Source organism: Flagellimonas iocasae (assembly GCF_042682725.1).
Lineage (GTDB): Bacteria > Bacteroidota > Bacteroidia > Flavobacteriales > Flavobacteriaceae > Flagellimonas > Flagellimonas iocasae.
In genome coordinates this window covers 85,593-98,819 of the sequence record NZ_JBHUHU010000003.1, presented here as the reverse complement: position 1 = coordinate 98,819, position 13,227 = coordinate 85,593, and the positions used below count along the sequence as shown (strand labels likewise).

Annotated in this window: 8 protein-coding genes; 5 read left to right on the top strand and 3 right to left on the bottom strand. The window is 43.0% G+C overall.

Annotated elements, in window-relative coordinates; all coding sequences use genetic code 11:
- The first annotated feature begins 31 nt into the window (after nucleotides 1–31).
- The 3 genes from ACFSJE_RS07760 (at nucleotide 32) to ACFSJE_RS07750 (ending at nucleotide 5,171) form a co-directional block, all read left to right on the top strand.
- Entirely contained in the window at nucleotides 32–1,807 is a 1,776-nt protein-coding gene (locus ACFSJE_RS07760) for a DUF885 family protein (RefSeq protein WP_379830419.1), read from the top strand.
- A 2-nt stretch (nucleotides 1,808–1,809) separates the two neighbouring features.
- A complete protein-coding gene (locus ACFSJE_RS07755) occupies nucleotides 1,810–3,546 on the top strand; it encodes a DUF885 family protein (RefSeq protein WP_379830418.1) in 1,737 nt (578 codons plus the stop codon).
- Between the two features lie 80 nt (nucleotides 3,547–3,626).
- Nucleotides 3,627–5,171 carry a S10 family peptidase gene (locus ACFSJE_RS07750; protein WP_379830417.1) on the top strand — a complete coding sequence of 515 codons (1,545 nt, stop codon included), beginning with the start codon at nucleotides 3,627–3,629 and terminating at the stop codon, nucleotides 5,169–5,171.
- A gap of 185 nt (nucleotides 5,172–5,356) precedes the next feature.
- Here the strand turns inward: ACFSJE_RS07750 and ACFSJE_RS07745 are convergent, their stop codons facing one another.
- Complete coding sequence (locus tag ACFSJE_RS07745) at nucleotides 5,357–6,235, bottom strand: AraC family transcriptional regulator (protein ID WP_379830416.1); 879 nt, start codon at nucleotides 6,233–6,235, stop codon at nucleotides 5,357–5,359.
- 325 nt (nucleotides 6,236–6,560) lie between these two features.
- Between ACFSJE_RS07745 and ACFSJE_RS07740 the strand changes: the two genes are divergently transcribed.
- Nucleotides 6,561–8,498, top strand: a complete 1,938-nt coding sequence (locus tag ACFSJE_RS07740; RefSeq protein ID WP_379830415.1) for an SMP-30/gluconolactonase/LRE family protein — start codon at nucleotides 6,561–6,563, stop codon at nucleotides 8,496–8,498.
- A 45-nt stretch (nucleotides 8,499–8,543) separates the two neighbouring features.
- Here the strand turns inward: ACFSJE_RS07740 and ACFSJE_RS07735 are convergent, their stop codons facing one another.
- Entirely contained in the window at nucleotides 8,544–9,749 is a 1,206-nt protein-coding gene (locus ACFSJE_RS07735) for a cupin domain-containing protein (protein ID WP_379830414.1), read from the bottom strand.
- Nucleotides 9,750–9,818: 69 nt separating this feature from the next.
- The gene (locus ACFSJE_RS07730) at nucleotides 9,819–12,056 is read right to left on the bottom strand and encodes an outer membrane protein assembly factor BamB family protein (protein WP_379830413.1); all 2,238 of its coding nucleotides are present in this window, start codon (nucleotides 12,054–12,056) and stop codon (nucleotides 9,819–9,821) included.
- A gap of 279 nt (nucleotides 12,057–12,335) precedes the next feature.
- Here ACFSJE_RS07730 and ACFSJE_RS07725 point away from each other — a divergent pair, with 279 nt between their 5' ends.
- Nucleotides 12,336–13,178 carry an endonuclease/exonuclease/phosphatase family protein gene (locus tag ACFSJE_RS07725; protein ID WP_379830412.1) on the top strand — a complete coding sequence of 281 codons (843 nt, stop codon included), beginning with the start codon at nucleotides 12,336–12,338 and terminating at the stop codon, nucleotides 13,176–13,178.
- The last annotated feature ends 49 nt before the right edge of the window (nucleotides 13,179–13,227 follow it).

Sequence of the window (13,227 nt, the reverse complement as noted above, 5' to 3'; positions counted from 1 at the left end):
GCATAATTTTCAAATCAAACTAACTATCTAAATGAGAAATAAAAGAATTTTATGGATTGCCTCCTCTATTCTTATGATGGGGTCAATTTCAATGTCCTTGAATGCACAGGCAAAACAAGAAGCTTTGTATGTGCCATGCGAGGAAATGCCAGATTTAATGACCAAATACAACGCGGATTACAGCTCGTTGGTTCGTTTTTACGCGCCAGGTGCCCGCGGTTTTTGGGGAAGAACAAATGACCCAGGAGGTTCTCCAGAGCGAAGGACCAGAATGACCAAATTGAGAAACGACTATTTGGCAAAATTGGCAGCATTGGACTTCAATTCACTTCCACAAGAATGTAAGGCAGACTATGTGTTGTTCAAAAGGGATTTAGAAAAGGAAAATGCTGAAGCTAAAGAGCAAGAGGCAGTGTATCAAAACATTAAAAAGTGGTTTCCGTTTTCCGATAACATCTACTCTTATCTAGAATTACGAAGAAGAGGCCACCAACCTGATGCCACCAAAATGGCAAAAGAATGGAACGATGTTGTAGAGCAAATGTCCACGCTAAAGAAAGAGCTTGAAGGTACTACAACCTTGGGTAAGGATGAAGTTGAAGAAGCACTGCGTGTCATTACCGACCTTAAAAACTCTGCTGAAAATGTATACTCATTCTACAATGGGTACGACCCAATGGTCACTTGGTGGATGCCTACCATTTATGAAGAGATGGGCAAAGGTTTTGATGCCTACTCAGAAGCGTTCAAAAATAAGGTTGCCAAAGGAAAGCCTGTTGATGAAAGCGGTATTGTAGGAAACCCTGTAGGTAGAGAAGAATTAATGAAGCAATTGGAGTATGAAATGATTGACTATACTCCCGAAGAATTGATAAAATTAGCCAATGAAGAATTCGCTTGGTGTGATGCTGAACTATTAAAGGCATCCCAAGAAATGGGATTTGGCAATGATTGGAAAGCAGCCCAAGAAAAAGTAAAGAACGCTTATGTAGAGCCTGGAAAACAACCAGAGTTGATATTGCGTCTCTACAACGAGGCCGTTGATTTCCTTAAAAAGAACGATTTAATTACAGTTCCCCCATTGGCTGAAGAAGTTTGGGGTATGGGCATGATGTCACCTGAGCGTCAATTGGTAAATCCATTCTTTACCGGAGGCTCCTCGATCAGCATTTCCTACCCCACTGATGCCATGACGTATGAACAACGTATGATGAGTATGAGAGGTAACAACCCTCATTTCTCCATGGCCACAGTACACCATGAATTGATTGCGGGGCACAACCTGCAAGGATTCATGAACAGTCGACACCGTACTTACCGTAACTTTGGTACACCATTCTGGACCGAAGGATGGGCGTTGTACTGGGAGCTTTTATTGTGGGACAAAGGTTTCCCACAAGGGCCAGAAGACCGAATCGGTATGTTGTTCTGGCACATGCACCGTTGCGCCCGTATCATTTTCTCTTTGAACTATCATTTGGGCAAATGGACACCTCAGGAATGTATCGACTTTTTGGTTGATCGTGTAGGTCACGAGCGAGCCAATGCCGAGGGTGAGGTAAGACGTTCTTTTGTAGGTAACTACCCTCCATTGTATCAATTGGCCTACTTAACAGGAGGTCGTCAGTTCTACGCTTTGCACAAAGAGCTTGTGGATAGCGGTAAAATGACCAACAAGGAATTCCATGATAGGATCATTACCATGAATGCAATGCCAGTTGAGATGATTAAGGCCATTATGACCGATCAGAAAATTAGCAAAAACTACAAGGCCAAATGGAAATTCTACGATCCACCAAAACAATAAAAATGCGAAACACTTTTATTGGAGGACTTTTAGGTCTTGTAACTATAGCTACGGGCTTTGCCCAAGAAGCAGATTTTGTTCCCTGCCAGGAGATGCCCTATCTCATGGAAAATTTTCAGGCAGATTCCAGAGTATTGGATAATTTTTATAGCCCTTCCACAGGGTCGTTCTACGGCTTCGGAAGAAGGGGTCCATCAGCATCATACCCAGAAAAATTGGACCGCATGGACCGCTTGTACAAACAATATTTGGACAAGCTGAGTGCTCTGGACTTTGATGGATTGTCCCAAGAATGTCAGGTGGATTATATCCTTTTTAAAAGAGATTTAAATGAAAACTTGCGACAATCCCAAGTGGAGCGACGCGAGTTGGATAGTGTGGCCAAATGGTTCCCTTTTACCAAAACGGTATATGACTTGTTCAAATTGAGAAGAAGAGGAATTCAGCCCGATGCACAACAAGTGGCAAAGGAATGGTCCGGAATCTTCGATCAGGTTGATTCACTAAAAACGATTCTAAAGGAATCAGATGACCTAAGTGTATTGGTCATCAGAAAAGCAACCGATGTTGGTAATGGCTTGCAACAAGCCTTGGCCGACGTTCATGGCTTCTACAATGGGTATGATCCCATGTTCACGTGGTGGACATCAAAAACCTATGAGGATTTGGATGCTTCCCTGAAGGAGTACACTGAGTTGTTCAAGAAAAAGCAGACACCGGACAAAAACGGTATTGTTTCACGTAAACCTGTAGGTCGCGAGGAATTGATTGGTCTGCTTCAATATCAAATGGTTCCCTACACGCCAGAGGAGCTTACCAAAATAGCCAACGAGGAGTTTGCGTGGTGTGAAAAGGAAATGCTGAAGGCATCCCAAGAATTGGGATATGGTAACGATTGGAAAGCTGCCCTGGAGCATGTGAAGGAAACGTATGTGCCCCCTGGTAAGCAGCCCGAGGCCATTCTGGATTTATATGAAAAATCCGTGGCGTTCTTGAAAAAGAATGATTTAGTTACCATTCCACCTTTGGAAGAAGAGGTTTGGGGAATGTATATGATGTCACCTGAGAGACAACGCACCAATGCGTTTTTTACAGGAGGAACCAATATTACCATTTCGTACCCTACGAACACTATGGACCATGAGTTCAAGATGATGAGTATGCGCGGGAACAACCCAAACTTCTCATTTGCTACCGTACACCATGAGTTGATTCCCGGACATAACATGCAGTATTTCATGAATGCACGTTACCGAACCTATCGTAATTTCGGAACGCCATTTTGGATGGAAGGATGGGCATTGTACTGGGAGCTTTTGTTATGGGACATGGATTTTCCAACCACACCAGAAGAAAAAATAGGAATGCTTTTCTGGCATATGCACCGTTGTGCTCGAATTATTTTCTCCTTCAATTTCCATATGGGGGAATGGACACCACAAGAGTGTATAGACTTTTTAGTGGAAAAAGTAGGTCATGAGTACAAAAATGCTGAAAGTGAAATTCGTGGACCTTTGTCCAGTAATAGTAATCCGTTGTATCAAGTGGGTTACTTGACCGGAGGTCGTCAATTCTACGCCTTGAAAAAGGAAATGGTGGACAGTGGAAAAATGGGAATAAAGGAATTCCATGATAAGGCCATCAGGTTGAATGCCATGCCTATGGAAATGGTGCGAGCCATCATTACAGGCCAAAAATTGAACAAGGATTTTAAGACCCAATGGAAATTTTATGACTAACAGTTGTCTGGGGGAATAGTCACACCGTGTTCTGTTCCCCCAGAACACTTGTCAAGAATATACATTAACGCAATTCAACAATGAGAAAGTTACTTACGTTTTGCATGGTTTGTAGCCTTGCGATAGGGGTTTTGGACGCCCAAAAGATTCCAGTGAACATTGATTCTGCGGTAACCACAAAAGGGTCGGTTACCATTAAGGGAAAACAGGTGCCCTATACTGCAACAGCCGGTAAAATGCCGGTTTGGGATGAAGATGGCAACGCCATTGCCGGACTTTTTTACGTATTCTACAAAAGGTCGGACATTAAGGACACCTCCAAAAGGCCATTGGTGTTCTCTTTTAATGGAGGACCAGGTGCTGCTTCCGTTTGGATGCATTTAGGATACACCGGTCCACAGCGGATTAAAATCAGTGAAGAAGGATATCCAGTGCAGCCTTATGGGGTTGAAGAAAACCACAATTCCATTTTGGACGTAGCGGACATCGTGTTCGTAGAACCCGTAAATACTGGATTGTCTCGTCCTGTGGATGGAATGAGTAAAGAAGACGTGGCAAAAACATTCTTTGGTGTAAATGCAGATGTAAAATATTTGGCTCGATGGATCAGTGGTTTCGTAACTAGACAAGATCGTTGGCCTTCTCCAAAATTCTTGGTTGGGGAAAGTTACGGTACAACCCGTGTATCTGGTTTGGCCAGAGAATTGCAAGAGCGGCAATGGATGTATCTAAATGGTGTGGTTCTTGTTTCCCCCACAACATTGGGAATTCGCAGGGACGGACCAGTGGATGATGCCAGTATGTTGCCATACTATGCGGCTACGGCATGGTTTCATAAACAGCAACCTTCTGATTTACAGCAAAAGGATTTAACGGAAATGCTTCCAGAGGTGGAGACCTTCACCATCAATGAATTGATTCCTGCTTTGACCAAAGGTGGACTTCTACCTCTCGCGGAAAAGAAGAATATAGCCGCACAGATGGCACGCTATTCTGGAATATCAGAAAAAGTGATCATGGAGCATAACCTCAGGATTCCCACAAGATTTTTTTGGAAGGAATTGTTGCGGGAGGAAGGATATACCGTAGGAAGATTGGATTCCCGTTATTTGGGAATAGATACACAAGACGCGGGAGAACGCCCAGATTACTCCCCAGAGAATACCTCTTGGCAACACACCTTTACTCCGGCCATCAACTACTACCTCAAAAATTATTTGAACTACAATACGGATTTAACGTATTATATCGCAGGGCAAACCAGACCTTGGGACCGGAGTGATGATCACACCGGAGAAGATTTGGGAAGAGCCATGTCCGAGAACCCATACTTGCATGTAATGGTGCAGTCAGGGTATTATGATGGTGCCTGCGATTACTTCAATGCAAAATACAATATGTGGCAGATTGATAAAACGGGAAAGCTTATGGATCGCATGCGCTGGAGAGGCTACCGAAGCGGTCACATGATGTACTTGCGCAGCGAGGATCTGGTCACTTCAAATGAGGACCTTAGAGAATTTATAAAGGATGCCATTCCAGCAGATGGAGAAGCCGCCGAGTACAAACACAATGGCCTCAACATTGCCAAACCTGTTATTGAAGGTGAGCAAAACGGTTTTTAAGTAAGAAAAAAGAGAGTTTAGTTTCTATAATTAAGTGTTATCCATAAAGTATCTACAGCAATGTAGGTACTTTTTTTATGGCTTCTATTGAGCAAATATTGTCCGAAAAGTTGTGGTGTAACAATATAAAAATATCGGCTCCGCTGGTGCGTCAGGGAGAATTTTTGGAAAAAATGGATTTGTTCCTAGGCAGACTTGGAATATTTATCCCTCCATTTTTCTATCGTAAACTTTCGGTATTGGGTAGGGGTAACACCTTTGAGCTCCTTGAATTTTCGATTAAAATTGGCAATGTTCAAGAAACCGCACTGTTCGGAAACTTCTGAAATGGGCAGGTCGTTGTCTTTAAATAGCAAACGGCATGCATGCTCAATCCTAATTTCAATCAAAAATTGGAAAAAGGTCTTGTTGGTTCTCTTTTTAAAATAACGACAAAAGGCATTCTTGCTCATGTTGGCCTTCTCGGCTACCTCTTCCAAAGAAAACGGCTCGTGGAAATTACTCAAGGCATAATCGATGACATTGTTCATGCGGTTACCTTCATCCTCAGTATATTTTTTACGATATACGAAGGTGGACAGTGGTTGTTTGTCCGAAGAAATCATGATGTCCAACATATTCAAAAGAGTAGCAATACGTTGAATACGACTTTGATTTTTTAAATTCTCAAAAAGATGGGTAAGTCGTTCGTTCTCGGACAATATTTTCATACCATATCCAGATTCTTCAAAGAATTTCTGCAGTCTTGTCATATCAGAAAGTGCAAAAAATTCCTTCCCAAAAGATTCCTTGGTAAAGAATAAGGTATACATCACGGATTTGGTGGAATTCTGGGAGTCACTTCTAAAGACATGAGGGACATTTTCTCCGATAACAAGAATATCGTTGGCTTTAAAATCACTTATGGTGTCACCTACCACAATGGATCCTTCGCCAGAAACAATATAGCTTATCTGAATTTCTTCATGCTGATGAAGTTTGTCGTAAAAAAGGATGCCAGAATCTTCCTGATAGACCAGGGCTTCTTGTTCTGGTTTTGGAATTTTGAAGGGTAGAATTTTCATGTCTGGAGGATTTTTGCAATTACTTTGTAAAAAAGTACTAACATTTTTCCATACGTGCAATTTTGAGGATAATATAGTATATGTATTGGATAATAAACTAAACCTCAGGCGACAAAGTGTGCTAAAATTCGATAAAGTTCAGGCTAAACCCACTAAAAATAGGCCTTTACATCAATCTGAACCATACGCTCATCCGACAAGGTGTTTTTTAAGTTAAACCGTTTCCAAAATCAAAAATCCGAGAGTTGGAATAGGTGCTTCAGAGTTCTGATAAAATGCTTAATTTCACAAGCATAGTTAAAATCAAAATCAAAATCAGAATACAATGAAAAGCTTATTTGCAAAGAATTTGCATGCTTTGTTGGTGCCCGTGACTGCGCTGACATTACTTTCAGCGTGCAAAAATTCGAATACCCCTGAGTGGTTCGAAAAAAATCAGGAATTGATTTCGCAACATCAGTTGGAAGTCAAAACTTTAACAGATTTACCAGAAAATGGCATTGCTCCCAATCTTAAAGTTGGAGAAGCGGTCAACCTTAACAGTCTAGACCTGATTGAAATTCAACCTGGTGTCAGTGGCAAGATTTTTTGGTCGGAAGGAACCCTGACAAGTGTTTTGGACCTTGAGGCCAATGCGGTTGTAGAAGAGGAAGAATTGCCTGCAGACCGTTTTCTTTTTGTGTTGGATGGATCCATTGAGCAACTGGTCAACGGGGAGTTCGTTACCATGATTTCAAGAAAGAGGGAAGACCCAGATGGTACTCATAGCGGTACGGCTAGAACAGATTTTGTGTATCTGGAAAAAGGAACCTCAAATGCAATTAAAGCTGGGGCGGATGGAGCCAAAATCATGGAGGTGTATAGTCCCTATCGCTTGGATTACCTTGAAAAAGTAGGTGTTGAAAATTTACCTTCAGCCATGGAGGATTTAAATGAAATGTATCCGCCCAATATCTCAACCGGGCAGGTGTATGATTTTTATGATATCCAATTCACAAAAATTGGGGAAGGAGCACATGCCCGTATCATTTCCGGAAGGAACATGCAACTCAGTTTTGTAAGTATGGACCCTCTTGGAGGTTCTCCTGCCCATATTCATCCACAGGAACAAATTACTTATGTGCTACGCGGAAACCTGTCGGAAAAAGCTATGGACACCCCTGTTGCGATGGATGTCATGGATGCCCTTCTAGTACCGGGCAATATGGTGCACAGTGCTTCGGTAGGGCAGCTTGGCTCTGATGTTTTGGATATTTTCTGGCCGGCACGTACCGATTATTTGGAAAAGAACAAGGCTTCCTTGGAGGCGTATCACAAAATCATTCCAGAAGATGCCAAGCCCGAATTGTTGGTGGATGGCTCCAAGACAGAACCGCACCTTACTTTCAGTGAGGGTCCAAAATGGTTGAACGGCAAAGTATATTTTTCCAATATGTATTTTGACCAAAATTGGAATGGTGACCCCGCACAAAGCTCCATTGTGGAGTTGGACCCCGATGGTTCCTATCGCAATATTACCGAAGGCAAGATGCAGGCCAATGGATTGTACCCCTACAAAAATGGAAATTTGGTGGTTTGCGATATGATGGGGCATCGTGTAGTGGAAATGACCACAGAAGGTAAAGTGGTTCGTGTTATTGCGGATTCGTATGATGGGAAGCCCATTGATGGCCCTAATGACATTATCACCGATGCCAAGGGTGGAATTTATTTCACGGACCCACAATTTACCATGGAAGCCGAGAAGTTTCAGCCGGGAAGAGCGGTGTATTACATCACTCCAAAAGGGGAGGTAAAACGATTGGTGGAACCCAATGAATTTGCCATGCCCAATGGCATCTTGTTATCCCCTGATGGAAAAACGCTTTATATCAACAATTGTTATGATGACGAGGAGTGGTATCCTGTGAATAGCGAAAAGGAGAATTTTATCTGGGCCTACGATGTAAATGAGGATGGTACCATTGCCAATGGACGCAAATTTGCCCAATTGTTCCTTACCGCACCCGTTTTGGAACGCAAAGGGAAATCATCAAGCGCAGACGGAATGGCCATCGATACCATGGGTAATATTTATGTGGCCACGTACTACGGAGTGCAAATCTTTAATTCCGAAGGAAATTACCTAGGGATGATTAACCTGCCCAGTTTTCCTGTCAGCCTTTGTTTTGGTGGTGAGGATATGAAGACCCTTTACATGGTGAGTTATGATAAAGTATATCAAATACGTACCAATATGCAAGGCTTTGTGAACTATTTATAAGCTACCCATATTGGGCATATCCTATACCTTAATTTTAAAGCGCGGTTATTGGTCATCATCACCCATGACATGATAGCCGCGCCACTTGAACTCCTTGGCCAAGGCGGTTGCAGCGGGCCACGCAATTTGATGCTGGTCACTCGCTACCCATTTACGTCGTTTTTCCTCTGTCTCAAATGAGATAAGGATTTGATAATTGAAGGTGGTGGGTTCCGCTTCAATCTCTTTAGCTTGATCTACGGAGTACAGGCGTAGCAATTTTGAGCTTAAATACCCATCTTGAACAATCATGGCAGGAACATAAATGGAATAGTACATTTCTTCAAAGGCTTGGGCATTTTTCTTGTCGACCACAAAGTCCATTTCCAAAACCATGGCCTTAGGTTCTTTTAAAGGCTTTTTAATGTCCCATTTCTTTGAAGTGGAGATTTCTATGATCAGCAATTCCACTGTTTCTGTACCGGTGTTGTTTAGGGTGATGTGCTCACCAACCCTTCCAAAGAAAGCATCGTCCTTTCCAAATGAACCTGATTTGCCATCTGCGGTTACCGTTCCGGAGCCATTGATGACATAATAAACGGCTTCCTTACCTTCAAGCTGCAAAGGGTCGGTTTTGGTGCCCGTGGGGATGGTCAAATGGTCCACAGCGTTCCAATTTGTGGAGAAAACGTCAGGCCCTAGTATTCTTCTATAGGATACCCCTTTTCCAGTGTAAGGCGTTCGTTCTGTTTTTAGCAATGCTTTATCCAATTTCCCTGAAACAAAAGCAGGTATTGGATCTTGGGTGGCTCCCACTCGGTCATCGCCCAAATCAAAAGCACCGCCACGTCCTTTGACTGTACTTACCGCAAAATTGAGCCATTGTACAGGTTGGTCCGTATCATTATAAATGGCATGTGAATCACCCATTTTGCATGGAACAAGGGCAGGAGCTTTGATGGTTGAGGTTCTTCCATTGATGGTAAATTCTGCTTCCCCAGAAAGAAGCACATACATTTCTTCAATATCGTGGTGAAAATGATGGCCAATTCCTGATTTTCCAGCTATCGTACCAGTATGTAGATATAGAAAATTGGAGGAAAGGTCATCTCGACCAATAAGTTGGGTGAAACCCATACTCCCCGCCCCGGCATGTACCGAAGTCAAGTCTCTATAGGTTGCTGGATCGTTGTGGATGATACGGCCCTGTATCGATTGTGCCGAAAGACCGCCTGTGACTATGATTAAAATGATGGCAATTAGTGCTCTCATGATGTTGAACTATTTTGGTTTACTATTAAAGATGTATTGTTGCTTGATTGTTTTTGGTTGAATCCTGGGCTATTTTTCTGGTAAAGCATAAACGACATACCCTCTTGGCAAAGCGCCAGGCTTTTTCGATTGATCGTAGGTGCCACGGAAAAAATTGGAATTTGCATTCACCACTAAGTATTGTTTGCCATTTAAGGTATACATACTAGGTTGCGCATTGGATTCGTGGTTCATGGTGGTCTCCCAAAGTGTTTCTCCGGTTTCTTGGTCAAAAGCATATAATTTGGCGCCTTTGGCGGTTGCAAAGACCAATCCAGTTGAAGTTACGACCAACCCTTTTCGCTGGGTTCCTTGTGGAGCACCTTTGCTCGGGTCGCCTTTGGCATAAAGGGAATCAATTCCAACCGGTCTACGCCATTTAATGGTACCCTCATTGAGGTCATATGCAATGACGGACGACCAAGGTGGGTCAATCAGTGCAGGCCAATCCAATCCATAATCTGTGGTGTACTGCACATCGGGGTGTTCTGTCCCTTCGGGATAAGTTCTCATGGGAGCCCCTCGTTGTGCATCGGGTTTTATAGGAGCTCCACCCGAAGCCACTACAGGCCCTTCGGGTATGGTTTCTTCTGTATTTCCTCTTCTGAATGGATTACTGACCGGCTCACCACCTAAAAACTTGAACAGCGCTTTCAGGGATTCTTCATCTACATGGACCAGACCGGGCATTTGCCCACGACCGTTGGTAACGATTTCTTTAAAATCATCATAAGGCATGTGGTGTCCAATATTCAATAACGACGGTCCGGCACCGCCCTCCATATTTTGTCCGTGGCAAGCAATGCATGTAGAACTGTATAGATTTTTAACGCGCTCCACATCATTTTGGGACAAATCCTCTTTAGGGGGTTCAACCTTGTTCAATCGGTAGGTTGAAGCATACTCTTGGGTCATGATGTACATGATTCCTTTGGAAGGGTTACTGGCGGTATTTCCAAAATTAACCCCGCCAAGTGCCCCTGGCATCGCTACTATCTCATATTGGTCGGATGGAGGTAGATACAGTTGCGACTTTGTGGAATCCAGTCGTTTTACCCAAGCTTGTTTGATGCTATCCGGAAAGTAAGGATTAAGATTCTCCAAATTAACCTCATGTCTGGTAAAATCGGGTAGCGATGATATGGGTTGCGTTGGCCATGCTTGTTCACCCGGCATGTTGCTTGGTGGGAACGGTTTTTCTTCGATGGGGAAGACGGGTTCCCCGGTTACGCGATCAAATACAAACACAAAGCCATGTTTCGTAGCGATGGATACGGCGTCAATGGACTTGCCATCCCGTTGCACTGTGATCAATTGAGGCGCACTGGCAAGATCATAATCCCATAGATCGTGATGAATGGTTTGAAAATGCCAAAGACGTTCTCCGGTCCGTGCATCCAAGGCAACCAATGAGTTTGCAAAAAGATTGCTCCCCAATCGGTCGGCACCATAATAATCGTAGGTAGGCGAACCAAGGGGTAAAAAGGCGATACCTCGCTCCGCATCCACCGATATTTCACTCCATGCATTGGTGCCCCCAACATATTTATAGGCATCTTTGGGCCACGTATCATATCCAAATTCCCCAGGTTGTGGAATGGTATGAAAAGTCCATTCCAACGCTCCGGTCACCACATTGTACGCCCTGATATGTCCAGGAGGGGAAAAATAGGTTTCCCCAGTGGAGGACCCTAAAATGAGCAGATCTTCGTAAAGTACGCCGGGCATCATGGACTGAATCCGCACGATGGTTGATGGGTCTCGACCTAAATCTGCCCTCAGATCTACATAACCGTCGGTTCCAAAATCCATAATGGATTTTCCGGTCGTGGCATCTATGGCCTGAAGGGAACTGTTTAAGGTGAAGATCAACCGTTTGTCTTTTTTATCCTCACTTTCCCAATAATTAATTCCTCTTCGGGTGATTCCCTTAAGATTGGCATGAATCCAGATTTCCTCGCCAGTTCTGGCATTTAAGGCAATCAGGGAACTGTTTTTTCCAAGCACATACATCGTGGAATCAGCTACAATAGGGCTGAAGAAGTTAAAATCCTCTCCTGTGGGATAGACCCAGGCAACTTCCAACTCGCCAACATTTTCTTTGGTGATTTGGGAAGCTTCAAAATATCTGGATTGACCGGGAGAGCCACCGTAATGGGTCCAAGTGTTATGTGGATTTTCGGTTTTTTCGGAAGTACATCCGGCTAAGAATAGAAGGGTAAAAATTGTAAATAAAGAAAAATAGGTCTCAGAGTAACGTGCATACATTGTTTGTAAGAATTATAAATTCTTATTCGCATAGCCCTTTATATCGTTGCTCTGGAATAAAATACCTAAGGGCGTTTAGGTATTTTACAGCTGGAAAAATACAATTTATTTGGGAAATGTTGGCTATTTTGACTTTTAATTGAAAATGCGGCAATCCATCAGGAAAATAAAGATATGATAACGTTGCCGCGCCAAAATTTGAATAGCTTGCAGGCCTTTTATCAAACGATTTTGTGGTCCTTCAACCATTGGAAAAAATAGAAATACCAATACCAAACAATGAAAAAAATCACGCTGATTTTATGCCTTATAGGTGCAATGTTGGTTGCTCATGGGCAAACCATTGATGTAATTTCGTATAACATTCGCTATGATAATCCCAATGACAAACCTAATGACTGGGACAGTCGGAAAGATTTTCTCATTGGACAGCTCAATTTTTATACTCCAGATGTTTTTGGGACCCAAGAAGGGCTCGTGCATCAGTTAAAAGCTATTGATGAGGGCTTGGCCAATTATACCTATTTTGGAATTGGACGTGACCATGGTGATGACCGTGGTGAGTTTACGGCTATTTTCTACAATACAGAAAAGTTCAATGTTTTGGAACAGAATACATTTTGGCTGTCCGAAACGCCAGAGGTTCCATCCAAAGGATGGGATGCAGCTTTACCCCGTATTTGTACCTATGGAATTTTTGAAAATAGGCAAGACGGCAACAAATTTATGGTCTTTAACACCCATTTTGACCATGTTGGGGTAAAGGCCAGGGAAGAAAGCTCCAAATTGATTCTTCAAAAAATAAAGGAATGGAACACGGACGGGCTTCCGGTTGTGGTAACGGGCGATTTTAACCTGGAAAGCGACAGTCCTGGAGTGCAGGTTATCCTAACCGAAATGGAAGATGCCCATATCGCTGCAGGAAAAAATGCTTTTGGCCCTGATGGAACTTTCAACGGATTTGAATTCAATAAACCAGTGAAGGGGAGAATCGACTACATCTTTGTTTCCCCAAACACCATTGAGGTCCAAAAGAGTGCTATTTTAAGCGATTCAAAAGAGTGTAGGTATCCGTCGGATCACTTACCTGTTTTTGCTCGGTTGCAATTTAAGAATCCATAATTGGGCGAAAGAGACGCACTGTTTTAAATCTCACGTAACCCCTTAAAAA